Here is a 22,414-nt window from a genome sequence, read left to right on the forward strand (position 1 = left end):
TTTGCAATTGACCTTGTGGCGGCATCGAAGATGCCTGATGGTTGAGGATCCATGCCCCTTATTTCCCTGCACCTGCCGAAGACAGGTGGAACAAGTTTCAAGGCGTCGTTGATGGAGCATTTCGGTGATCGCTACCGGAATGATTACAGCGATCAGGCCCTTAGCCACTCGCGGCTCGATCGGTTCAGAGCAGCTCTCTCGGCTGGCGAAGTCATTGCCGACCAAGGGCTGGATAACATCGAGTGCGTGCACGGACACTTCATGCCGGTGAAGTACCAGCGGCTCGATACCAAGGGCGCCTTGACGTTTGTTACCTGGATGAGAGAGCCAGTGGCACGCATGCTTTCTCACTATGATTATTGGCGAGCGAACTATGATGAAAAAAACGCCACGCCGAATCACCGAAAGTTCATTGAGGAAGGCTGGACGCTGGAGCAGTTTTGCCTGAGCGAACAGTTCAGAAATATCTACACGCAATATCTGTGGGGTTTCCCCTTGGAGAGGTTTGCCTTCGTCGGTATCACCGAATACTACAGAGAGGACATGCTTGAGTTCTCCGAGCGCTTCCTGTCCACCAGTTTGCAGCCCCGATACTTGAACGCGATGAAGTACGGGATTTCACGTCGCATCGTTGATGACGTGTTTCTGGAAAAGGTGCGTGACTTCCACGCGGCCGACATGCAGCTGTATCAGCGAGCATTGCGATGGCGGCAAGCAAGGTTTCGTTCCAACCAAGAAAAGAAACAGAAAGTCTTGGTCAGAATGGCCATGGATCTAGCAAAGATTGCGCATCGCCAAATGTTGAATAAAGAATAGATGAAGTGTTCTGTGCGCATTCGGTTGTTGTACGTGCTCATGCACGGACAAAATAAGAAGAAGAGAATCCGAAGGGCTAGGCAATGAATAGAGAGAAATACAAAGTGGGCCCGATGAATCCGACGTCCCCCTCCCTGAACGCGCGGGTCAGACCCTTAGCTCTGATCAACAACGCATTCTCGAACTCAAAGACGGGGAAAGTTTCTTGCTAGAGGCGATTCTTGACGCCGAAAGTGATGGTGACATTCCACGGTTACATCGCCATAGCCCATCGCCGCTCGTTTGTCAGGCTTGGCTCGCGCACGTCGTGTGCGACTCGCATACCGCGTGATTGACAAGAACACCGTTCGAATCTGGAGGATAGGTCAGATCGGTCAAGGTAGGCACGCAGACTAGTAACTAGGGTCGCGCTACTTCAGATACTAGGTGTTGCTTCATGGGCAGCGTCCGTTCGGAACCTTCGCGCGCGAAACCTGCCGTCCGCGTTTCATGATAGCCATGTCACTCTCGCGGATTTCCTTCAGCGAGCGCTGACCAAAGCATCGCTTGCGCCGGCAACTTCGGCAGGAGGGTATTTTTGTCGGGATATCGTTCGGTGCCACGCTTGCCGCGGCACTGCAGGTCGCAGCGGATGCGCCGCAGGGCTCGGTGCTGCTGGTGATGCTGCCGGATACCAATGGCGTGAGCACCGCGTACAAGATGTAGTCGGTTGCGGCGAACGTAAAAGCCTGATGGCTGGTCGACGGATCAAAAACTTCGCTTGCTCCAAGCCCATCTGACAGCAGGTTGAGTGCCTGAGCGATTGGGTTAGCCAAGCCGCATGCTACGGGCGTCGGCGTCATAGTGTTCCCAGCGCGAATAAAGAGATCGTCTTCCAGTGACCCGGAGCCTGGCCAGTGCGTGGCTGAACGAAGATGGGCTCAGCGCCAGCTCATCTGCAGCGGCTACTACGCTCGCGCTGCGGTATAACGCGTCGAAAACCAGCAGTAAATTCAAGTCGAGCCGGCGCAGTGCAGAATGCATAGGTCTCATCCGTCAATGAAGAAAATGCAGCATGCGCATGCTGCGCTTCCATTAAGATATGAGCATCTTTTATTCGCAGGCCTGTTCATGTCATCCATACAATTTCGTGACGCACTTCCCACCGACGCTTCTCGGTGCTACCAGATCGAAAGCTCGGCGTATGAAGGGGATGAAGCCGCTACCCTAGAAAAAATTCGCACCCGGATCAATCAATACCCGGAGGGCTTTCTCCTCCTCGAAATCGAGGGGGAAGTGGTTGGCTTCATCAACAGCGGCTGTGCTTATGAGGTAGTGATGTCCGATGAGGAGTTTAAGGAGCTGGTCGGCCACTCTGCGGATGCACCCAATGTTGTAATCATGTCGGTAGTGCTCGACCCTAGGCACCAAGGTAAAGGCTACTCCACCTTGCTGATGAAAAATTTTGTTGCGCGAATGAAGGCATTTGGCAAAAAAACGATCCATCTCATGTGCAAAGATCGTCATGTTGAGCTCTATCGCCGCATGGGTTATGAGTACGTACAACCTTCAGCTTCCGACCACGGCGGCATGGCTTGGCACGAGATGGTCATGTCGCTCCGCTAGTACCGAGCCTGGGGCCTAGGGCGTCAAGTGTGAGGTAGCGATCTCAGCGGATCTTTGAGATGGCAGTCGAGTTAACACGCTTTTGAGATAGGCATACGGATCATGCCCATTCATGCGTGCCGACTGGATAAGGCTCATGATTGCCGCCGCCCGTTTACCACTACGAAGCGATCCGGCAAACAACCAGTTGGAACGTCCAAGCGCCCACGGCCTGATCTGGTTCTCGACCGCATTGTTGTCTATGGGCACCATTCTCGAACTCAAAGATGGGGACAGTTTCTTGCTACAAACGATTCTTGACGCCGAAAGTGATGGTGGCATTCCACGGTTACATCGCCACAGCCCATCGCCGCTCGTTTGTCAGGCTTGGCTCGCGCACGTCGTGTGCGACTCGCATACCGCGTGATTGATAAGAACACCGTTCGGATTTGGAGGGTGGGTCAGGTCGCTGAAGGCAAGCATTGAGACTAGCTGGCTCACCTGGTATGGGTGTAACCCTCCTCTCGGCCCTCACTGGTTCCAGGCCCTGCTGCAGCCTGATGTCTTCGGTCGAATATCAAATCTTGGTCGAATCCCCGATGAGTTCAAGGCCGCCTCCGGGGAGCGTACGAACAAGTCGGCCCTGCTCATCTTCTCCAACATATCCGCCTTCGGCGCGCATCTTGGCCACAAAAGCATCACGCTCCGGATTCGGACCGGCCATGTACACAGCCCAGAGATCGTGAAAAATGCGGGCCTCGTCAGGCTCCAGTTGGTCAGCATCGAATTCACCACGCAGGGCGGCATAAACGCGATCCAGCGTACGGCCGGGGGACGACTCTGTAGAGTCGTCAGGAATCAGCGCTTCATCTGATTTGGATAGTCGGACTTTCTTACGCATGTTCTCAACCTCTAAGGGCGAGCTCAGCTGTATGTGCGTTTCACCAATAGTGCGGCGGAGGGCCATCGACTGATGAATAACGTCTGGGCTCCAGCAAGTGACGGGACGGCTGATCTTGTAGCGCTTCCCTGACCTGTTCTCTCGAACCGATGACCCTCGACATGGATTCTAACCACCCTGGACAATGTCCGGGGGGAGCGCATCCGCCGTTCCGCAGCCTGGTTCGCGGCGATAGCCTTGAGAACGTATGCGCAACAACCCACAAAGCAGCACGACGAGTGGGCATGTCGCTTAGACATCGCACTCCACGTCGCCATGCCAATTGCTTCGTTGTCCGGGGCAGCGCGTTGCGGTTAAAGGACAGATAACTGCGTTCAAAAAAGTCAGGGCAGAGATCACGCACGATCCAACGAAACTCATTCGGATTGCCGGCTCGACGAAGTACCAACACCAGAAGCCGACAGATTGCACCAAGGTCCTTGGCCGCATGGGTCGGCGCGTTCCCCGGTGAGCGGTAGGCCTCGTACGTAAGGCATGCGCGTTCAAAGGTGGTCAGCGTATCCCAAATCTCTTTCGATTCGGGATGCCGAGATAGGCCCTCTTTGAGGGCATTAATGGCCTGCAGATCCGCGGGAATTCGATTCGTAACGTCGAGTTCCTTCATGCTCGGATCTCGAATCCAACTAGGCGGCAGTATGCGACTTCCGTCGTTGTTCGTATGGAGCCAATCGAACAACGGCGTTCTGTGAAAGGAGCAATGCGTCGCCAAGACATGAGCCCACTGTAGGCGAAAATAGGGCGTTTTGCGTTGCTGCAGATCGTCCTCAAAGCAGAGAGGACAATAGTGTTTCCTGCACGTTGGGTGCAGCATCCAATCCCTTTCCGGCACCGGGCTGGCGAATGGAGCGAGATCTGTCCATTCCAGCCCTGTAGCGTCAAAAAATGGGCGGCGCGCCTCCCAGCAATCGAACGCATCAAAATCCCAACCGCGTTCAAAACGTGCTCCAACCGCGCGCACCGCGCCCTCCCTAGTCAATCCGTAACGTTGGACGTTTCGGTCCAGCCACGATGACAGTGATTCGTCGTCGTGGGGGCGGTCACAGTAAATGAAAGGGCCGCCCCCTTTGCGACTACGCAGCATGTGTTTATCCACGGCCGGGCTCAGTGAATCGTTGGCCCATCCAGCATTTCGTGCGAAGGCACATCCCATGGAAGCCGAAGCATTTCCGGAGTGATCGTCTCCTTTCCGGAGATGATTGCCTCGATGGCGGCGTTCTTTACTATGTCGATGATGTAACCAAGCTTCCCGTCAGAGAGCTCAAGCAGCTTCGTGATCATCTCCCTAGTGCGCAGATTTACGTTCCCCTGCAGCAGCAAGTTCGGCTCCAGACTGGCAAGGAGGTCTACCAAGTCGTCGTCGTCCCTCCATGGTGGTAGCTTGATTTCACTGAATCGCGCGCGAAGGTGTTGATCGCTATCGAATGCTTTTCCGGCCTGCTCGACCCCCAGCGCGAGCACTGGCATTTTGAGTGAATTCATCAAATATTTGATTGCGTCTAGTACGCGTTGTTGGTCGCGCTCGGACGTCTTAAGCACGTCTTGCGTCTCGTCCAGAATAAGCAGCCTGCAATTGATGTTTCGCAGAGTCATGGTTACGACAAGCTCGCGATCTGCCACCCGTGCGTTGTTGTTTACGGGCGCATTGATCTGCTCCAGGATTCGGCCATAGACGGCCCGGGAAGTGGCAAGCCCTGATAACTCAATCATGACGGCACAGGGACGAACGCTACCGATAAATGAGGACGGCGCTAGCTGTGAATAGGCCTTCAAAATTGCGTTCCCAAGGGTAGTTTTCCCGCTGTTGGTGGGACCCGTAACAATGAGTCCGGGGGCGCGGGAACGCGGCTGTTGTTTGATCATCCAGAGAACACGATTCACCGCCTTTTTAAGTTGAGGATGCAAGATAACGCGTTCTGTTTGGACGGCTATAGTCCTTTCCTCCTTAGATGCGTTACGGAGATCCTTCTTCTCTGTCTCAGTTTTTGACACCTTCGCATCAAGCTCCGCCCGTACTTCCGAATCATTTGGCGATGGCTGTGAAGTCGAGAAATCGATTGAGTCAGTCATGATCAGAACTCCATAATTTCGAATGGGATAGGAACTCGATTTGGGCTGAACACCGTCACAGGGGCGGTCGGTTCTGTCGCTACCTTCGGCATGGGGAGCGCTAGCACGTTCTTATCTCTTTCAACTTTCTTGTGTGACAAGCGATGCGCTTGGCGCGTGGCCTTCTGACTGGTGGCAACAAGTGCCTTGTTGGCGTCATGGCCGGCGATCCGGTCGTCGATTCGTTGCTGAATGCTTCCCGTGGTGCGTTGTGCGGAACTCAGCTTTTGCCATTCGGCCACTGACATCTGCGGCACGTCCGTGCGAACACAGTTCACGATAATGACCTGGCCGAAAGGGTCGACGAAATACACGCGGCGAATGTCACGGGAGTCGAATCGAATCGCGTGCCTGACGCCCTTGGCAACGTAGTCACGCAGCTCGTCCGACCAGTACCGCATACCATGCATGTTGATACCTACGCGACTGATGGGACGCTCGCAGTAAGGAAGGAAATCAACATAGAGACGCATGCACTGGTGATCTGAGAGCTCGCACGCCGGGGATGTTTCGGAAGAGCTCTTACTGCGCCATGCTTCAATCGGCGGCATACCGATACCGCGATGCACTACCTGGTGATAGTGCGCTGTGATTTCCGTGACGAGCCACTGCCGAAATTCGGACAGGGTGAGACAGGCCCTCCGTTCGACGTCTTGACCAGCTTTTGCTCGTACGTCGCGCTGCGTAGCGCCGGGGAGCATGCGCAATCGCCCCATCATTGTCCCAATGAGACGTTCAATGACTCCGCCCCAGTGCGGGCTACCCACGGGCCGGTATCGAAGTTCGATGCCATGCTCCTGGCAGCCCCGCTTTATCGCGATGCCGTGAAAGTCGTGGCCGTTGTCAGTAAGGATTACTTCGATCTCCCCAGAACAAGGCCATTCCACGCCTAAAAGGTCAAAGCCGAGGTAACGCGCCAACTGTTCTTTGGGTAGCACGATAGAAAGAATGCACATCGCGAGAGAGGAGCTGGTGGGCGCCTCGAACGAAATGTGGAAACCGACGACGCACCTCGTTGCGACACAAATCGCAAAGGTCACCCAGGGCCTTCCAACGACCACGCGTCTTGCGTCATCAGACACGAGAAGAATGTCGGCCAACGTGTGATCTATTTCAATCAACTCCATAGGCCGCATCACGGTCAGTGTTCCAGGCACCGGCTTGAACTTTTCTCGCGTTTGCTTACCACCGTGGCGCCGCTGCATTACGTACTCTGGCGCAATGGCCTTGAGGCGATTACGCACCGTTTTTTCACAGGGACAGGCCAGTCCTTGCTTCGCGCATTCCAATTCCAAATGGTCCATGGCGACCCCCAGACTCGGTCGTTCTCGGGTCAAATGGGACTTTTCTATGGCTTCGTGCAGTAATGCCTCCCGTCGCACGCCGAGGTAGCGACTTCCCTTTCGACGTCCTCGTTTTTGGGCTAAGAGAGCGGACACCTTTGGCTCTATTTGGTATTCCCGACAAATTCGCCAGACCGTTCGTTCATCTACACCAAGAGTCTGCGCGGCCATCGCCACCGCCTTGGTCTTGTCGCAAGCACCCTCGATTGCCTTGCATGCATTGGCTTTTTCAGCGGCCCTTTCCCACTCGTCGGCGTCGATAGCAGCCAATGGCAAGTCGCGATCGGTTTCATTCAACGGCTCGAGAGGCGTCAGGTTAGACATCGGCACAGTTCGTATTACCTTCTCACCCGTAAGACGGATCAGTACGTCTGGGCTAGCGTCGGAGTTCTCTACGATTTCTCCGCTATGTCCATTCCAAACGACGGGTCGGCCTTCAGCGAACAGAGCGTTAGTCGACATGGCTGCTCTCCCCGTTTCCAACGAAGTCTTTTTCAGTAATCACAACAAGCGGGAGGGCCGTCGACAATGTGACAGCGGCTTGTCGCTCCATTAACTTGTAGCGATAGCGATCAGCCTGGTGCTTCGTTTTCACCTCGATGAGAAAGCACTCTAGTTTTCTCGTTGACTCGCACACGTACGCGACAAGAATGTCGGGGGTATAGCTGCGCCGATCTCCACCTGCGGTGTAGTGGATCGATACGGGCTGCGTGGCCACCGCGACGCACTCGGGGCAGGCGGTTAGGGCTTTGAGCACATGCCGCTCTAGCCGGCTTTCCACCGGGAGCAGTGCTTGACCTGGCCACGTTGGCGCATAGCCGGTCGAGTGGCAGCCATGCGACAACGGTATCGAGCGTGACCACCAATCCAGGTGCTTTATCGTGATGTCGGGATAGCGATCTCTGGCCAATTCCGAGGTGTGGAGCAGGGCGCGTGCGCGCTCGCGTAGAGCATTTTGGAGATCGAACTGTGGTGCGTTCATGATCACCTCTAATTAGTTAGAGGCGAGCCGGTAGCGCGCGAACATACCCCTTGAACGGCATTCCGAGGAGGTATACGCTGAACACGTCGGTCACCAAATCGACGGTTACAGCGATCGCCCAAGCCTGAATCTTGGGCGTTCGCATTTATGGGGCTCGCCAAATGGCGTCACCAAGAAGGCGATTTATGGGTGTGTTGGTACCTCCCTTGTGGCAAAGATGGGCTTGCAACGAGCCTTTGACTGACTAAGCAGGCTTAGCAGTCGCCAGCAGACTTCACTTGTTAAAGCGTAGGGCGTCGAAACGCCTGGCAGGGGTGTAAAGGGTTCATTCCGAAGGCGAGGCCGCCATGCCGGAACCGCTGCAGCAATAAGCGTATGGGCGTCCTGCAAGGGGATAATCGGTCCCCGTTGCTCAAGTTGACGTCGCACCCAATCTGCAGCGTCGCGAGATGCTTGGCCCGCGCAGGAGAGGTGACTCTCCAGCGACACGAAGCCATCGCACCGCGAGCTAGGCATCTGTCGTCTCCCTTGCGGGCAACGCACCCGAGAGACTTCGCGCGGTCGTCGGGAGAATTGATTCCAGCCAGCTTCTAACTTCGCTTGTCGCGGCAAACCAACCGCGCCGCCCGGGAACCTGAAACATCGTGATGGGCAGCCGCCCCTCAAGCCGGGCGCGAGATAAAGCACTAGTTGACTCAAATCCCATCGCTCTCGCCGTAGCGGTGGAGCTAAGGAGGGCCGCGTTCGGCAGGTACAGCTCAGTGCGGGCTGAAACGCGATCTTTCGCCACTTAAATCCCCAAAGGCCGAGAAAAGCATGCTTGATGCAGCTTACGCCTGAACTTACCGAATAACAAGCGTAAGTCATTGATTTTGAAGTGATATATATGTATCACGTCAAAATCTAGATACCCCGCGCAACGCTTTGAAATCCCTATTGTTAGGACTGGCGACTTTCAGTCGGCGGCGCACAATTCCTCAAGCGTTAGCCTGCGAGGACTGCCTTGATGACCGTTGAGGCGTCCCAGCTATCTCGCCGATAGCTGGAAATAACGGGTGAGAAAGCTTTGAAGAGTCTGAGCAGATGGCTCAGTCGATGCGCTTGAGCCCGCGGCGTTGCTCGGTCTTGACCGGCACGTCCTGCTCAGCCAACGTCGCCATGAGTCACGACGGTTCGGTAGCTTGACTAAAAACGTCTGGCCAAACCGTCTGCCAGGCCTTAGCCGTCCCCAGCTGGGAGCAGAACGCGCAATCGGCCAACCGCGGTTTCTTAGCTCTTAGATGACGATGTGGCGCGTGCCACGGGGATAGAAACAGGTAATTCGTATCATCCGCTACGTGGTTCTTGGTGTCGAAGCGGACCAGCTCCAAGGCGAGAAGCGCTCCCGCCAAGTTGGAGATAAAGGCGAAAGGAGCCGAGGCTTGTTTTCCGGCCGGGGTCCGAAGCTGCCCTTCGCCACACATGGATTTGTAGAGCGTGTCCAGCGCTGTATTGATCAGAGCAGCTTTGTCCAATGTAGGAAAGTTGGTGCAAAGTTTCGTTGCCAGCGCTTCATCAATCAGCGGCTTGCGGACGTCATCCACTGTGATGCCAAGATTTTCTGCGGTGTGCTCGTCCTGCTGCTGCTCATTTACTACATGCGGGTAGATGCACGCCAAACATGCGTCCTTCGTAGGTTGCCGATGACTATGGACGATGATTTCGCTGATGTCCGTTGTCGAGGCATCGATGACCTCAAGCGGTAAGTCATTCTGCACCGAGCGGCGCGCACGGCGACTATCTACGGTCGTGATAACTCGAGTAACCTTATTTCCGGGCCGCGTGGACAGATAGCTTGCCAGATCGCCTTCGTAGGCTGTTACAGCCAGCCCCGGACGATTAAACCGCTGAGCTAAGAGCGACGATTTGCTCGCGCCCACATCGCGCGGCACGAAGTAGAGGCAGCGGTTCAAATTTCCGCGGTGAACTTTTTTAGGGTCAACGATCGTCAATTCGCCGACAATCCGGAGTTCCTCCGCAGCCCATAGAAATCCGTTGGCTACCCCACCAGCACCGACTAGCACCGTGTCACGAAGGATGACTTCGCTATTCAGTAGCCCAGGTTGAATGCCCAAGTCACTGAAACGCACAGTCAACGCCGGGGAATCAACAGTTGCTGTCGATGGAGGATTGCGATCTGCCAGCAACCCGAGCGCGTTACTAAGGGTAAATCCGCATAGATAGCACGCTGCGATTTTGCGAAGGAGCCCGTGGATATCTTCAATCCCGCCTGGGACTACATCGCCCCTCTCACCGTGATCATTCTGCGCAGAAAGGGACAAGGTGTCCCCATCAAGACTGGTCCATATCTGCAGGGGTGCGGTGGTTACGTATTTCGTACCAAGCGCAATCTCGACGTCACATTCCATGTTCAGATCGACTATGGAGACGGTGCGGGAGAGCAGTGACTCAACGTCTCGCGCGAGATTCATGCAGGCGGGCGAGTCGGAACGTGAAACGCGAACTCGAAGGGAAAGCTTCTCGGTTGCCTCTCCCTCTGAGAGACCAGTTGCTGCCATGAGCGTGCGAACGTTTTCATTGATGCCGTTATTCATGGCTCTTCCAGCTTGAGGGCAGTTCGGAGTTCGATGTGCATCCACCTGTCGTCGGACGACAACTCATATGCGGCAACCTGGTCGAAGAAGTTATTCGGCGTCGTGTCTTCTGCGAAGTTCGGCACCACCAGTGAATAAGCGCCCGCGTGGCGCACGATTGCCCACTCGTCATCTGCGGCAGAGTGGAATGCTTCGCGCGGGTGCGAGTGCACCTGAGCAACGATCTTTGCGCGAGTTTTCCGAAGATGAGCCATAACCGCTCGCATGGCTTCGCTCGACATGTGGAAGCGATCAAAGGCCGCCACCTGATCGGGGCGGTAGGCTTCAGTGATCTGCGTCACCTCGGCGGTGGCGTGGCCAAGCCAAAGAACTACGGTTTCGACATCGCGCTCGCCGCCTTCGCGCAGATGGCGCAATGTCGTTTCAATAATCTGTGGCGCGCACTTCAACTGGGTTGTCATAGTCCTACCTGCGTACGCCAAGCGACACATAGCTGGGTGAGCAGACCGGCCACGTTCATGCCGTCTTGCGCGCGATATGTATCCCAGAGATCGGTAAGATGGCTTGAATGAGTGTGGTACTCACGGAAACCACGCATGCAGACGAATGGGCGCCGTGTTGTAGGATGCAAATCCTGGTGGAAAACCCCACCGGGCAAGCCTACCGGCGGACTTCCATCTGGCATGAGAAGTAGTGCCGAGGGAGGGAGTTCGGGCCAGTTATCGCAAGTGAGCTGCACGCGAAGCGGGCGTGTTCCGTTGAACGTAACATCGACGACCGGATATTCGATCGAATTAACTTCCCAGCTATGGCACCGGGTGAAAACGAGCGAGAGGTTGGCAACCTCTCGCTCGAAGTTAGACTTGGCGAGTGCCTCATGCACCGCCACCGCCCTCCCGCTTATGCCACTCGATCTCGACGATGCCGTAGAGATCATTCGCAGCGAAGGTCTCCGCTTCATTGATGGGCCGATTCCCGACCGTGGCCACCCAGTCCGCAGTGTTTGTAAGCCCAAGCTGCAGCGCGGCAGCGGCAAGCAATTCACGTACTACCTCGGTGCTATAGCCGCGCCGATAGTCATCAAGGTTGGGAAACACGCCGCTCGTGGTGATCACAGCGAGCGCCATCGGGTGGCTCTTACTTTCGGAGTCGGCTCCAGCCGATCCGGATGCGTCAGGGGTGCTCATGGTGCTTACCTCTTTGTCGGGGACCCGCAAGGGGGAAGGCGGGCGGAATGTTTGTCTCACAAACATCTGGCATTGTCACTAACAATCACATCTCCATGTCATCAACATTGACATTGCCCCCCGTATGGGCGACGCTGTGGCTCGTCCTATGAGCTCCCCTCATGACAGACAAAGAAACCTTCTATAAAGCGCTCGGTAGCAAAATCCGCGAGCAGCGCGAGGTCGTAGGCCTCACCCAGGCGCAACTGGCAAATGCTGTGGGTCTGTCCCGAACCTCGGTAACTAACATCGAGCTAGGCAGGCAACGATTGATGCTCGATCAATTCGAAAGCATATGTGCCGCCGTTGGAAAGACAGCAGGTGATGTTCTTGGCTCTGCGCAAACCCCTGTCGTCGAGACGAGGAATGCTCATGACTTGGGTGCATTGCCGTCTGTGCAGAATTTCGTCCGCGAGCTCAAGCAAGCGAAGGGTAAGGAAAGATGACTCCGACCCGACCCCGCTATGCCCGAATCAGGCAACTCGTCGACGAGCTACTGACCGCAAGCGGCACGAGATCGGCACCAGTGCCAGTAGAGAAGATCGCAGCCCACGTAGGTGCGGAGATTGTCTTTCGAGACTTCGATGAAAACGTGTCCGGGGTACTCGTGCGAAGCGACACGGCTCCAGTCATTGGAGTCGCAACAAACCAATCCACCGAACGTCAGCGATTCACAATCGCGCATGAACTAGGTCATCTGGCTCTCCATGAGGGTCGTGAAGTTCACGTCGATAAGCTTTTTCGTATCAACTTGAGATCACCTAGTTCTTCACGTGCGGAAGACGTCCAGGAAATCGAGGCGAATGCGTTTGCTGCGTCCTTGTTAATGCCACAGCTTTTCCTTCAGAAGGATATCGCCAGCATCGAGCTCGACTTCGAAGATCCCAGTCGGATTCTTCCTCTTGCTCAGAAATATGGTGTGAGCGTGCAAGCTATGACGTTTCGACTCCTGAATCTGTTTGGCTCATCCGAGCGAGCATGATTGCGTTTCTAGGCCAGATTCTGCGAGCCTTGGCGGGGTTGTTTCGCACACCGTCACAGCCCGATGACAGCGCCACACGAGAGCACGTCCGCACAAGTTATTCGTCGCGAACTCGATGTAACGTTCGACGTTATCGCGGCACGAACGAGCCGCCGCCAATGCAATGGAAGGCTTGTCACCACACAACAATCGCCCGATTCAAGGCGGAAATGACATGCCCTCACGGACATGGGCTGACGTTGAAGAGTCATAGCGTCAGCGCATCAGGGATCGTCAGTCCCAGTGTGGTTTGCCCTTCGCCAGGATGCCGGTTTCATGAGTTTGTCGTGCTAGACGACTGGGACTTTGGCGAAGTCGCGTAAGAACTAAGCGCGTTGGCATCTATTCGGAAAGGTCAGAATTTTTCGACGTACACACCGACATATGGTGTTTTGCGCGTACTCGAGTCGGGCGACACGGACTCTTTCAACTTTGTAAGCTGTTCCGAAGACAGACGCTTGACCTCAACACGCGAAGGTTCATGCCGTGCTGCTGCACTCACAACTTTCTCGTATGAACCTGCAGCATCTTGAGCATGGGATTTGTTCATATCGACGAACCTCAAGTGTTCAGTTCCGACGGGTAGTAGTGCTTTCTCGCGACCCACTTAAATCCGTTGTGCTTGGTGATAGCTGCAAGATCAACGGGTTTTGCGACAATGGAGTATCCAGGCTGGAAGCGTACGTAGCCACACGTCACATCAATAAAATAGTGCACAAGGTCGACTGCATCCTGAATCGGCATTGCGCCGTTAATCAAAGGTTCCATGCTCGTCAACAGCGCTCTTGCATCGTCGAGGGTAACCCCCGCCGCGATAAGCTTTTGTTCGATCTGACTCGAGTATCCAAATAGTACGCGCTGAATCGGCTCGCGCGCGCCTTCCCATACGCAATCCCAGATGGCCTCGGGCTGCACAACTTGCGCCAATTCGGCACCATGGCCGGTCAACGTAAGCCGCCAAATCTCCGCGCTATCCTTATCCGATGAATAGCCACCGATAAGGAAGCCCATCACCGTCGAGTTGTCGTTGCCACCGTGCAGTGGCTCATAGAGCTCGTCGTAGAAATATCGCTTGAACGCATTGGCGACGTTTTCCACATTGAAATTTCGCGGATCGACATGCCACGCGGGGTCTGGTCCGCTCAGCCTCGCTCGCAACTCGTTCGCAAGGCTGGATACTGACCTGTTCTTAAGGCTTCCAAGTCCAAAAGTGAGCGCGCCCACGGGAAGGTTTCGGACGTGAATCAGCTTTTCAGTGTTGAAGTAGGAATTGTGATATTGGTCAGCCGTAAACAGCGCGGAAGCGCTATCCGCCCCTAGGACGAGACCGTCCCCGACTTTCAACGCGACAACTATCGTCATCCGTGTCCCCCTGCCGCAACTGCCTTCGGCCCAATAGGGCCGCCCCTTAAGGCCGAGTCTATGCGTCGTGCGGTTGACTGCGCAATGTCCAGCTCAGCCAAAGGATGCATCGGTACCAATTGGTGTCAGTTGGCGTCTGAAAGGACTTTATTGTTGTCAGTTGGCATCAGTGCGACCCGTTGCTCGGCAAACAATATTGTTTTCAGTCATAACTTTATACGTACTGACATCAATAAGGACCGCCGACATGCCCATCGGATCGCTTCAACCGCCAGAGTCTGGTCAGCTCTCATCCCGCCACGAAAGGCAAAGCATCACCCGTACCAAATGGCACAAGTTGATGAACGCTTTTGGTGTGGACGCGTGATTCCGCTACAGCAATCACAGGTTGTCGATCCAAGCGCAGCCTGGAGCGGCCCTTGCGGGCCCTGCATCAATGCAATCGGCAACTGCAACACCTCCGGATCAGCACATCGGCTGACCCGGGATGTCCGTACTGGGGCTGATCAAGGGCAATCCTGGACGTGGAACGTCAGAACTTGCCGGCGCGGAAGTCGGCGATCGCCTCGTGGATCTGCTCGGGCGTGTTCATCACGAACGGCCCGTAGCGCGCCACGCTTTCCTTCAACGGTTTACCGGCGACGACGAGCATGCGCGATGGCTTGCCGCCACCGGCCAGTTGCAGCTGCTCGCCTTCGGACAGCACGCCAAGCTCGCTGCGTTGCAGTGATTCGCCACCGACCAATGCCGATTCGCCCTCGAACACATAGGCGAAGCCGTGATGCCCGGTCGGCAGATCCAGCGTCAACGACGCGCCGGCTTGCAGGCTGATGTCCAGATACACCGGCGCGGTGACGATGCCTTCGACCGGACCGGTCGCACCGGCCAGCTCGCCGGCAATCACCTTCACCTCGACACCGTCAGCCGGATGCACCACCGGAATTCGCTCGGGGCCGATGTCCTGGTAGCGCGGCGCAGTCATCTTGTCCTTCGCCGGCAGGTTCACCCACAGCTGGAACCCCCACATCAGGCCGTTTTCCTGCTGCGGCATTTCCGAATGCAGGATGCCGCGGCCAGCGGTCATCCACTGCACGCTGCCCGGGGTGAGGTCACCGCGATTGCCGTGGTTGTCACCGTGCTGCATATGCCCGGCCAGCATGTAGGTGACCGTCTCGAAGCCGCGATGCGGATGCTCCGGGAAGCCGGCGATGTAGTCGCCCGCATCGTCGGAACGGAATTCGTCCAGCAGCAGGAACGGATCGAGCATGTCGAGTCCGGGCTGGCCGATGATGCGCTTCAGCTTCACGCCGGCGCCGTCGGAGGTGTCGGTGCCGCGGATGCGGCGGGTGATGTGGCGATCGCTCATGGGGTGACTCCAGTCAGAGATGTCTGGCCACGAAGATGGCCCCGTTGCTGCGCTTATCCAAGCGCTAGCGCTGGAACGGATCGTTTCATCCCGGCAACGCTGCGGCGACCAGAGACCCGGCCTTCAGTGCACCCAGTGCCCACTGCGCTGGCGCGGTGGTGCGTCGTCATCGTGATCATCGCCCGGCGACTGCAACACCATGGCTTCCACTTCAGCCTCGGTGGCCGGCTTGGCCTGCCAGTATTGATTCACCGCGCCGAGCACGGCCGGTACTTGCGACAGGCACTCGTCGTATTCATCTTCGCTGAGTTTCTCGAACTCGGTATCCGCGCTGAGGATGCCTTCGTCCACCGCCAGTGCCATCACCGGGCCGAGCAGTTCCATCAACTGCGGGTCTTCGGACAGGCGGTTTTCCCACAGGCTGGCGCGCAGGTCGATGCCGCGGCTGAAACCTTCACACCAGCCGGCGGCCGACAGCGTCGGGCCGGTTTCCAGTTCGACCTCGCCGAGGATCGGCTCATAGGCATCGACGTCGAGTTCCGCACTGATCGAATCGTTGAGCTTGGCCAGCAGCGCCAGCACGCGGTTGCCTTCATCCTCGTCGGCGAACGGTTCGTGCAGCACCTCGGGTAGCCACTCGTCCGGCAATACCAGCAGCGGACCGACCGCCAGCGCGCTGAGCAAGCCGTGCACGCCGTCGAGCAGCAGGTCGCCTTCGCCGGTATGCGCGCGCAGGTAGCGATCCAGCTCATCCAGTTCGTTGTCGTCCAGCGAGCTGGGCCATTCGGTTTTTGCGGTCATATATCCAGTTCCAGCGTCACCGGCGTGTGGTCGGAAGGACGCTCCCAGCGACGCGGTTCGCGGTCGATTGCTGCCGCCGTGGCGGCGGATTTCAATGCCTCGCCGATCAGGATCAGATCGATGCGCAGGCCCATGTTGCGACGGAACGCGGCCTGCCGGTAGTCCCACCAGCTGTAATGTTCAGCGCCGGATTCGAACAGCCGGAAACTGTCGTGCAGCCCGAGGTCGGTGATCGCCCTGAGTCCAGCGCGCTCCGGCGGCGAACACAGGATGTCTTCGCCCCAGGCCACCGGATCGTAGACGTCGCGATCATCCGGGCAGATGTTGAAATCGCCCAGCACCACCAGGTTCGGATGGCGCTCCAGTTCGCGCGCCAGGAACTCGCGCACCTTGGCCAGCCAGTCCAGCTTGTAAGCGTATTTCTCGTCGCCGACCGCCTTGCCGTTGACCACGTACAGGTCGACCACGCGCAACTTGCCGATAGTGGCGGCCAGGATCCGCCGCTGCGGATCATCCAGTCCGGGGATATCGGTGACGATGTCGGTGGGTTGCTCGCGAGCCAGGATCGCCACGCCGTTGTAAGTCTTCTGGCCCGAATACACCGTGCGATAGCCCGCCGCCGCCAGCTCGTCGACCGGAAATTTGGCATCCTCCAACTTGGTTTCCTGCAGCGCCACGATGTCCGGCTGCGCATCGGCCAACCACTGGGTCAGGTGCGGCAGGCGCACCTTCAGCGAATTGACGTTCCACGAGGCGATTTTCATCCTGACATTGTAAGGGATGTGCACGTCCGGGCTGCCTGAAACCGGCAATCAACAGCAAGACGGGACGGTTTTTGCGATTTTCGAGGCCATTGTTGCTGTCCATATCAAATTGGCGAGAACGGCGCTGCAGCGCGGCCTGGGGCGGTAAATGATCGGGACCTGGTGGGCGTGGACACGCCGCCGAATAGGGATTTGTGCATTAAACCCACCGAAACCTTGCATTCCGGTGTATGCTGGGAAAGCAGGAGTCTGAGGAAACTCAGGGCTTCTGCTCCTATTGCGGTCAAGTGCACTACGCTCCGAGCCGCAAACCATCACTAGCTTCAAAGGTATGTTACATGTCGGATCGTCAGAGCGGTACAGTCAAGTGGTTCAACGACGCCAAAGGTTTTGGCTTCATCACCCCGGAAAGCGGTGACGACCTGTTCGTGCATTTCCGCGCGATCCAGGGCACGGGCTTCAAGTCCCTGCAGGAAGGCCAGCGCGTCACGTTCGTCGTCACCAAGGGCCAGAAGGGCCTGCAGGCTGAGGAAGTCCAGGTTGCCTAAATCCTTCGGGATTTGAGCGATCTTGAAAAGCCCGCTTCGGCGGGCTTTTTTTTGTCCCGAGTTTTGTTGTATCGCGTTGTTGTATCGCGCCACCACAGCGGATGGCGCGATACAAAGCCCAACGCTTCAGGCCAGCCCGTGGCTGCGCAACAGCGCCTCCGGCTCCGGCTTCCTGCCGCGGAACGCGACGAAGCTTTCCAGTGCCGGGCGGCTCGCACCGACCGCGAGGAACTCGCGGCGGAAGCGATCGCCGGTAGCGCGATCGATCACGCCGTGTTCCTCAAATTCGCCGAACGCGTCGGCCGACAACAGCTCCGCCCACAGATAGCTGTAGTAACCAGCGGCATAGCCGCCGGCGAAGATATGGCTGAAGCCATGCGGGAAACGCTGCCATGCGGGCGGATGCATCACCGCAACCTGCTTGCGTACCTGTTCGAGCACGACCAGCGGACGGGCACCTTGCTCCGGGTCGTATTCAAGATGCAACAGGAAATCGAACAAGGCGAATTCCAGCTGGCGCACCAGGAACAGGCCGGCGTGAAAGTGGCGCGCAGCCAGCATGCGTTCGAACAGTTCGTCGGGTAGCCGCTCGCCAGTTTCGTAGTGACGCGCGAACAGGTCCAGCGCGGCACGGTTCCAGCCGAAGTTCTCCATGAACTGACTGGGCAGTTCCACCGCGTCCCATTCGACCCCATCGATGCCGCCGATCGAGGGAAGCGCGATTTCGGTCAGCAGGTGATGCAGGCCATGACCGAACTCGTGGAACAGGGTGAGCACATCATCGTGGGTGAGCAGCGCCGGCTTGCCCTCGGTCGGCGGTGCGAAGTTGCAGGTGAGGAAGGCCACCGGCAATTGCCGGTTCACGCCATCGTCGAAGCGCGCGCGGCAGACATCCATCCATGCGCCACCCCGCTTGCCATTGCGCGCATACAGGTCGACGTAGGCACCGGCGAACACGCGGCCATCGGCATCGCGCACATCGTAATAGCGCACCTCGGGATGCCATACGTCGACGTCGTCACGCTGGGCGAGCGTGATGCCGTAGAGTTTTTCGGTGAGGCCCAACAGGCCTGCGATCACCGCCGGCAGCGGGAAGTAGGGCTTGAGCTGTTCCTCGTCCAGCGCGTACTGCTGCTGACGCAGCTTCTCCGAGGCATAGCCGACGTCCCATGATTCAAGATTGTCGAGCTTGAGCTTGCTGCTGGCGAACTCGCGCAACGCAGCCAGTTCGCGCTGTGCTACTGGCCTGGCGCGGACGGCCAGGTCATGCAGGAATTCCAGTACCTCGGTCGGCGAACCGGCCATCTTGGTCGCCAGCGATTCCTCCGCCGCGTTGGCGAAGCCGAGCAGTTGCGCGGCTTCGTGGCGCAACGCCATGATCTTCTCGATGCGCGCGCTGTTGTCGAACTTGCCTGCATTCGGGCCTTGGTCGGAGGCGCGCGTCTGGTACGCCCAGTACACCCGTTCGCGCAGGCCGCGGTTGTCGGCATAACTGAGCACGGCCTGCACGCTGGATTGTTTCAGCGTGACCAGATAGCCGTCCAGATCCTGATCCTCGGCGTACTGGCGCAACACCGCGCGACCAGATTCGGGAATGCCAGCAAGATCGCGCTCATCGGTAATATGTTCGTGCCATGCCTCGCTGGCATCGAGCACGGCATTGGAGAATTCGGTGGAGAGTTTCGACAGTTCCACGCCGATCTCGCGGAAGCGCGAACGCGCCGGCTCCTCCAGCGCTACTCCGGACAGCCGGAAGTCGCGCAATGCGTGTTCGACCAGTGCGCGCTCCGGACGCGGCAGCTGCGCGAAATCCGGCGCATCCGCCAGCGCCTGCACGGCGGCGTAAAGGTCGCGGTTCTGACCCAGCTCGATCGCGTGCTCGGTGAGCATTTCCTCAGCCGGTCCGTAGGCTTTGCGCAAGGCCTCGCTGTCGGCCACCGAATGCAGATGGGAAACCGGAGCCCACGCGCGGGCAAGCCGCTGCTCCAGCCGCTCCTGGGTCAGCATCACGGTGGCGAAATCACGCGGTGCGCCGGGTGCGGTGAGCGCGTCGATGCCGGCACGATAGTCGACGAGGATCGCGTCGACCGCTGGCTCGACGTGTTCGGGGCGGATCTGCGAGAACACCGGCAGGGTATCGTCGGCCAGCAGCGGATTGTCTTGGTTCATGGGAGCTCCTTGAGGCCACCAGCGTGGCGATCACGCCGGCCGAAATCAAGCACGCTGCGCGATCCTGCATCGCCCCAGCACAACCCCGCGATCGGCACGGTAATGCCGTTTTGTCATGGATCGCACCGTAACCTTGCTGCCATGTCGCCGCCGGATGTCGCCGAACTGCTTGCCCACAGCGGAATGTTTGCGCAGCTGGATGCCGTTGTGCGCGAAGCACTGGCCCATGAGTTGGTGTGGCTGGGCCTGCCCGGCGGCCGGCCGTTGTTCAAACCCGGTGAGCCCGCTGATTCGCTGTATCTGCTGAAAAGCGGCAGCCTTGGCGTGTTCGACGACCGCTCGCCGGAGGATACCGCCGAGCTGACCCAGCTGATCGCAGCCGGCGAAAGTGTCGGCGCGGCCAGCCTGCTGGGTGGCGAGCAGCGTGTCCGTACGGTACGCGCGCTGCGCGATTCCGAGTTGCTGCGGCTCGATCGCGACGCCTTCGAACGGCTGCTCGGACGCTACCCGCACGCCATGCTTGGCGTGGCGCGGATGGCGATTGAGCGACTGCAACAGCGCGACCGCCGTGCGGATCAAGCCGGCGCGCCGCGCACGTTCGCCATCCTGCCGATCGATCAATCAGTGCCGGCGCGCGTGCTGGCGATGCAATTGGCGCAGGCGCTGGGCGCTTACGGCAGCTGTGGCGTGATCGATGGCGAGCTTGGCGCCGGACGCAGCGGCGACTGGTTCGCCGAACGCGAGGCGAAGTTGCGCTTCGTGATCTATCTGGATGCGAGCGGCGACCCGCTGTGGCGCCAGCGCTGTCTGCGCCAGGCCGACGTGCTGTTGTTGCCGGCGCTGGCTGCGCAACCGGCACGTGCATGGCCGGAAGCCGCCCTGCTGGATCCGAAACGCACCGGCCACCGCACCCGCCATCTGGTGCTGCTGCATGCCGGCCACCAGGTCAGCCTCGGCGCGGCGCAGCGCTGGCGGGCGCCGTTCGTCGGCGATCTGCGGCATCACCATATCTGCCACGACAGCGACATCGTGCGGTTGGCACGATTGGTCAGCGGACATGGCCGCGGCCTGGTGCTGGCCGGCGGGGGCGCGCGTGGTGTGGCGCATCTGGGCGTGCTGCGCGCGCTCCATGAAGCGGGCCACACCTTCGACGCGGTCGGCGGCACCAGTATCGGCGCGATCATCGGTGCCGGGCTGGCCTGCGGCTGGGAGCTGGAGGCGATGACGGAAACCTTGCGCCGCGCCTTCGTGCATGGTCGGCCCCTGTCGGACTGGACCTTGCCACTGGTGGCGATGACCCGCGGCCGGCGCGCTTCGCTGATGCTGCAGCGCGCCTTTGGCGTACTGGAGATCGAGGATCTGCCGTTGTCGTATTTCTGCGTTTCCACCCGCCTGTCCGGCGGCGGCATGGCGGTCCATCGACGTGGCCCGCTGTGGCTGTGGCTGCGCGCATCAAGTGCGATTCCTGGCGTGCTGCCGCCGGTATTGCATCAAGGCGGTGTCCATGTCGACGGCGCACTGGTCAACAACCTGCCGACCGATGTGATGGCCGCCGACGGCATCGCCCATATCACCGCGCTGGACATCCGCGCTGATATCGCCCTGCTCACCACCGCCGAGGAATCGGCCACACCGCCGCTATGGCGTCTGCTGCTGCAGCGGCGTCAAGACATTCGCCGACCGGGCCTGATATCGACCCTGGTGCGCGCCGGCATGGTCAACGGCGAGACGGCGAGCGAACAACGGCGCGAACGCGCCGACCTGCTGATCTCGCCGCCGCTGGATCACATCGGGATGCTTGACTGGAAGGATTGGCAGCGCGCGATCGATGCGGGGTACCGGCACACGATCGAGATACTCGAAGCACGTACACACGAGGGCACGCCGACGGCTACCATGCTCCCATGAATTCTTTACGCAGTTACAAGGGCATCACGCCCACCCTCGGCGATCGTGTGTATGTCGATCCCGCCGCCAGCGTGATCGGCGATGTGGTGCTAGGCGACGACGTGTCGATCTGGCCCGGCACGGTGTTGCGCGGCGACGTGAACTACATCCGCGTCGGCGCCCGCACCAGCATCCAGGACGGCAGCGTCGTGCATGTCGCCCACGCCGGTCCGTACGGACCGGGCTTTCCGTGCCTGATCGGCGAAGGCGTCACCATCGGTCATGCTGCGGTGGTGCATGCCTGCACGATCGGCGATTACTGCCTGATCGGCATGCACGCCACCGTCATGGATGGCGCGGTGGTGAAGAAATACGGCTTTGTCGGCGCCGGCAGCCTGATCCCACCGGGCAAGGTGGTCGGCGAGCGCGAGTTGTGGCTGGGCAACCCGGCGAAGTTCGTGCGTCTGCTCAGCGACCAGCAGATCGAACAGCTGCACTACTCCGCCGACCACTACGTGCGGTTGAAGGACACCTATCTGGCGTCTGCCTGATGACTGTGCGGCGGGTACTGTTCGTGTGCAGCCGCAACCGCCTGCGCAGTCCCACCGCCGAGCAGGTATTCGGTGCGTGGCCGGGCCTCGAAGTGGATTCCGCCGGCGTGGCCGAGGATGCCGAAGTCACGCTGACGACCGAGCAGCTGGACTGGGCCGAACTCATCATGGTGATGGAAGCCAGCCACCGGCGGCGTCTGCAGGCGCGTCACCGCAACCACCTCAAGGGCAAGCGGGTGATCTGTCTGGACATCCCGGATGACTACGACTTCATGCAGCCGGAACTGGTCGCGCTGCTGCTAAGAAAGGCGGGGCCGCTGCTGCGCTGACACC

The 22,414-nt window shown here is 58.6% G+C and carries 21 protein-coding genes and 1 pseudogene; 9 read left to right on the forward strand and 13 right to left on the reverse strand.

Going from position 1 to position 22,414, the window contains the following annotated elements:
- Positions 1-51: 51 nt before the first annotated feature.
- From GSQ75_RS10275 to GSQ75_RS10285, 3 genes are all read left to right on the forward strand, one after another.
- Positions 52-816, forward strand: a complete 765-nt coding sequence (locus GSQ75_RS10275; protein WP_158754676.1) for a sulfotransferase family 2 domain-containing protein — start codon at positions 52-54, stop codon at positions 814-816.
- Between the two features lie 546 nt (positions 817-1,362).
- The gene (locus GSQ75_RS19040) at positions 1,363-1,521 is read left to right on the forward strand and encodes a hypothetical protein (protein WP_216840679.1); all 159 of its coding nucleotides are present in this window, start codon (positions 1,363-1,365) and stop codon (positions 1,519-1,521) included.
- Between the two features lie 333 nt (positions 1,522-1,854).
- The gene (locus GSQ75_RS10285; RefSeq protein WP_216840664.1) at positions 1,855-2,421 is read left to right on the forward strand and encodes a GNAT family N-acetyltransferase; all 567 of its coding nucleotides are present in this window, start codon (positions 1,855-1,857) and stop codon (positions 2,419-2,421) included.
- A gap of 23 nt (positions 2,422-2,444) precedes the next feature.
- Here GSQ75_RS10285 and GSQ75_RS10290 read toward each other — a convergent pair.
- The 8 genes and pseudogenes from GSQ75_RS10290 to GSQ75_RS10335 form a co-directional block, all read right to left on the reverse strand.
- Positions 2,445-2,670 (reverse strand): annotated as a pseudogene (locus GSQ75_RS10290) (transposase domain-containing protein); the annotation flags it as partial.
- Between the two features lie 307 nt (positions 2,671-2,977).
- Positions 2,978-3,301, reverse strand: a complete 324-nt coding sequence (locus GSQ75_RS10295; protein WP_158754678.1) for a hypothetical protein — start codon at positions 3,299-3,301, stop codon at positions 2,978-2,980.
- A 1,161-nt stretch (positions 3,302-4,462) separates the two neighbouring features.
- Complete coding sequence (locus GSQ75_RS10305) at positions 4,463-5,428, reverse strand: TniB family NTP-binding protein (protein ID WP_158754682.1); 966 nt, start codon at positions 5,426-5,428, stop codon at positions 4,463-4,465.
- A gap of 2 nt (positions 5,429-5,430) precedes the next feature.
- Positions 5,431-7,134, reverse strand: a complete 1,704-nt coding sequence (locus GSQ75_RS10310; protein ID WP_158754684.1) for a Mu transposase C-terminal domain-containing protein — start codon at positions 7,132-7,134, stop codon at positions 5,431-5,433.
- Between the two features lie 127 nt (positions 7,135-7,261).
- Positions 7,262-7,792: a TnsA endonuclease N-terminal domain-containing protein gene (locus GSQ75_RS10315; RefSeq protein WP_158754686.1), complete on the reverse strand. Its 531-nt coding sequence runs from the start codon at positions 7,790-7,792 to the stop codon at positions 7,262-7,264.
- A gap of 1,163 nt (positions 7,793-8,955) precedes the next feature.
- The gene (locus GSQ75_RS10320) at positions 8,956-10,386 is read right to left on the reverse strand and encodes a ThiF family adenylyltransferase (protein ID WP_158754688.1); all 1,431 of its coding nucleotides are present in this window, start codon (positions 10,384-10,386) and stop codon (positions 8,956-8,958) included.
- The gene (locus tag GSQ75_RS10325) at positions 10,383-10,847 is read right to left on the reverse strand and encodes a Mov34/MPN/PAD-1 family protein (RefSeq protein ID WP_158754690.1); all 465 of its coding nucleotides are present in this window, start codon (positions 10,845-10,847) and stop codon (positions 10,383-10,385) included. The genes GSQ75_RS10320 and GSQ75_RS10325 overlap by 4 nt, the downstream gene beginning before the upstream one ends.
- A 414-nt stretch (positions 10,848-11,261) precedes the next feature.
- Complete coding sequence (locus GSQ75_RS10335; RefSeq protein WP_158754693.1) at positions 11,262-11,573, reverse strand: hypothetical protein; 312 nt, start codon at positions 11,571-11,573, stop codon at positions 11,262-11,264.
- Positions 11,574-11,734: 161 nt separating this feature from the next.
- Here GSQ75_RS10335 and GSQ75_RS10340 point away from each other — a divergent pair, with 161 nt between their 5' ends.
- Together GSQ75_RS10340 and GSQ75_RS10345 are read left to right on the forward strand one after the other, a co-directional pair.
- The gene (locus GSQ75_RS10340; RefSeq protein WP_158754695.1) at positions 11,735-12,058 is read left to right on the forward strand and encodes a helix-turn-helix transcriptional regulator; all 324 of its coding nucleotides are present in this window, start codon (positions 11,735-11,737) and stop codon (positions 12,056-12,058) included.
- On the forward strand, positions 12,055-12,594 hold the full coding sequence (locus tag GSQ75_RS10345; RefSeq protein ID WP_158754697.1) for an ImmA/IrrE family metallo-endopeptidase: 540 nt from the start codon (positions 12,055-12,057) through the stop codon (positions 12,592-12,594). The genes GSQ75_RS10340 and GSQ75_RS10345 overlap by 4 nt, the downstream gene beginning before the upstream one ends.
- A 600-nt stretch (positions 12,595-13,194) precedes the next feature.
- On the opposite strand, the gene GSQ75_RS10350 is transcribed toward GSQ75_RS10345, so the two are convergent.
- From GSQ75_RS10350 to xth, 4 genes are all read right to left on the reverse strand, one after another.
- Entirely contained in the window at positions 13,195-13,995 is an 801-nt protein-coding gene (locus tag GSQ75_RS10350) for a hypothetical protein (RefSeq protein WP_158754699.1), read from the reverse strand.
- 532 nt (positions 13,996-14,527) lie between these two features.
- Positions 14,528-15,361, reverse strand: coding sequence for a pirin family protein (locus GSQ75_RS10355; RefSeq protein WP_158754700.1), 834 nt, complete (start codon positions 15,359-15,361; stop codon positions 14,528-14,530).
- A 123-nt stretch (positions 15,362-15,484) separates the two neighbouring features.
- On the reverse strand, positions 15,485-16,162 hold the full coding sequence (locus tag GSQ75_RS10360) for a YecA family protein (RefSeq protein ID WP_158754702.1): 678 nt from the start codon (positions 16,160-16,162) through the stop codon (positions 15,485-15,487).
- On the reverse strand, positions 16,159-16,926 hold the full coding sequence (xth, locus tag GSQ75_RS10365) for an exodeoxyribonuclease III (RefSeq protein ID WP_158755136.1): 768 nt from the start codon (positions 16,924-16,926) through the stop codon (positions 16,159-16,161). The genes GSQ75_RS10360 and xth overlap by 4 nt, the downstream gene beginning before the upstream one ends.
- Positions 16,927-17,264: 338 nt before the next feature.
- On the opposite strand from xth, the gene GSQ75_RS10370 reads away from it, so the two are divergent.
- Complete coding sequence (locus tag GSQ75_RS10370; protein ID WP_007809889.1) at positions 17,265-17,474, forward strand: cold-shock protein; 210 nt, start codon at positions 17,265-17,267, stop codon at positions 17,472-17,474.
- 126 nt (positions 17,475-17,600) lie between these two features.
- Here the strand turns inward: GSQ75_RS10370 and GSQ75_RS10375 are convergent, their stop codons facing one another.
- Positions 17,601-19,643, reverse strand: coding sequence for a M3 family metallopeptidase (locus tag GSQ75_RS10375; RefSeq protein WP_158754704.1), 2,043 nt, complete (start codon positions 19,641-19,643; stop codon positions 17,601-17,603).
- 141 nt (positions 19,644-19,784) lie between these two features.
- Here GSQ75_RS10375 and GSQ75_RS10380 point away from each other — a divergent pair, with 141 nt between their 5' ends.
- From GSQ75_RS10380 to GSQ75_RS10390, 3 genes are read left to right on the forward strand one after another with little or no spacing between them, the layout of a single operon-like run.
- Positions 19,785-21,551 carry a patatin-like phospholipase family protein gene (locus GSQ75_RS10380; protein WP_158754706.1) on the forward strand — a complete coding sequence of 589 codons (1,767 nt, stop codon included), beginning with the start codon at positions 19,785-19,787 and terminating at the stop codon, positions 21,549-21,551.
- Entirely contained in the window at positions 21,548-22,081 is a 534-nt protein-coding gene (locus tag GSQ75_RS10385) for a gamma carbonic anhydrase family protein (protein ID WP_158754707.1), read from the forward strand. The genes GSQ75_RS10380 and GSQ75_RS10385 overlap by 4 nt, the downstream gene beginning before the upstream one ends.
- A complete protein-coding gene (locus GSQ75_RS10390; RefSeq protein ID WP_216840665.1) occupies positions 22,081-22,410 on the forward strand; it encodes a low molecular weight protein tyrosine phosphatase family protein in 330 nt (109 codons plus the stop codon). The genes GSQ75_RS10385 and GSQ75_RS10390 overlap by 1 nt, the downstream gene beginning before the upstream one ends.
- Positions 22,411-22,414 lie beyond the last annotated feature (4 nt).

The sequence above is a fragment of the Dyella sp. S184 genome (genome assembly GCF_009766065.1).
Classification (GTDB): Bacteria; Pseudomonadota; Gammaproteobacteria; order Xanthomonadales; family Rhodanobacteraceae; genus Rhodanobacter.

Coding starts and splice junctions, on each gene's coding strand:
- GSQ75_RS10385 (WP_158754707.1), top strand. CDS start 21,548: ATGAATTCTTTACGCAGTTACAAGGGCATCACGCCCACCCTCGGCGAT.
- GSQ75_RS10375 (WP_158754704.1), bottom strand. CDS start 19,643: ATGAACCAAGACAATCCGCTGCTGGCCGACGATACCCTGCCGGTGTTC.
- xth (WP_158755136.1), bottom strand. CDS start 16,926: ATGAAAATCGCCTCGTGGAACGTCAATTCGCTGAAGGTGCGCCTGCCG.
- GSQ75_RS10310 (WP_158754684.1), bottom strand. CDS start 7,134: ATGTCTAACCTGACGCCTCTCGAGCCGTTGAATGAAACCGATCGCGAC.
- GSQ75_RS10370 (WP_007809889.1), top strand. CDS start 17,265: ATGTCGGATCGTCAGAGCGGTACAGTCAAGTGGTTCAACGACGCCAAA.
- GSQ75_RS10345 (WP_158754697.1), top strand. CDS start 12,055: ATGACTCCGACCCGACCCCGCTATGCCCGAATCAGGCAACTCGTCGAC.
- GSQ75_RS10390 (WP_216840665.1), top strand. CDS start 22,081: ATGACTGTGCGGCGGGTACTGTTCGTGTGCAGCCGCAACCGCCTGCGC.
- GSQ75_RS10340 (WP_158754695.1), top strand. CDS start 11,735: ATGACAGACAAAGAAACCTTCTATAAAGCGCTCGGTAGCAAAATCCGC.
- GSQ75_RS10335 (WP_158754693.1), bottom strand. CDS start 11,573: ATGAGCACCCCTGACGCATCCGGATCGGCTGGAGCCGACTCCGAAAGT.
- GSQ75_RS10380 (WP_158754706.1), top strand. CDS start 19,785: ATGTCGCCGCCGGATGTCGCCGAACTGCTTGCCCACAGCGGAATGTTT.
- GSQ75_RS10315 (WP_158754686.1), bottom strand. CDS start 7,792: ATGAACGCACCACAGTTCGATCTCCAAAATGCTCTACGCGAGCGCGCA.
- GSQ75_RS10360 (WP_158754702.1), bottom strand. CDS start 16,162: ATGACCGCAAAAACCGAATGGCCCAGCTCGCTGGACGACAACGAACTG.
- GSQ75_RS10295 (WP_158754678.1), bottom strand. CDS start 3,301: ATGCGTAAGAAAGTCCGACTATCCAAATCAGATGAAGCGCTGATTCCT.
- GSQ75_RS10350 (WP_158754699.1), bottom strand. CDS start 13,995: ATGACGATAGTTGTCGCGTTGAAAGTCGGGGACGGTCTCGTCCTAGGG.
- GSQ75_RS10320 (WP_158754688.1), bottom strand. CDS start 10,386: ATGAATAACGGCATCAATGAAAACGTTCGCACGCTCATGGCAGCAACT.
- GSQ75_RS10275 (WP_158754676.1), top strand. CDS start 52: ATGCCCCTTATTTCCCTGCACCTGCCGAAGACAGGTGGAACAAGTTTC.
- GSQ75_RS10325 (WP_158754690.1), bottom strand. CDS start 10,847: ATGACAACCCAGTTGAAGTGCGCGCCACAGATTATTGAAACGACATTG.
- GSQ75_RS10285 (WP_216840664.1), top strand. CDS start 1,855: ATGAAGAAAATGCAGCATGCGCATGCTGCGCTTCCATTAAGATATGAG.
- GSQ75_RS10355 (WP_158754700.1), bottom strand. CDS start 15,361: ATGAGCGATCGCCACATCACCCGCCGCATCCGCGGCACCGACACCTCC.
- GSQ75_RS10305 (WP_158754682.1), bottom strand. CDS start 5,428: ATGACTGACTCAATCGATTTCTCGACTTCACAGCCATCGCCAAATGAT.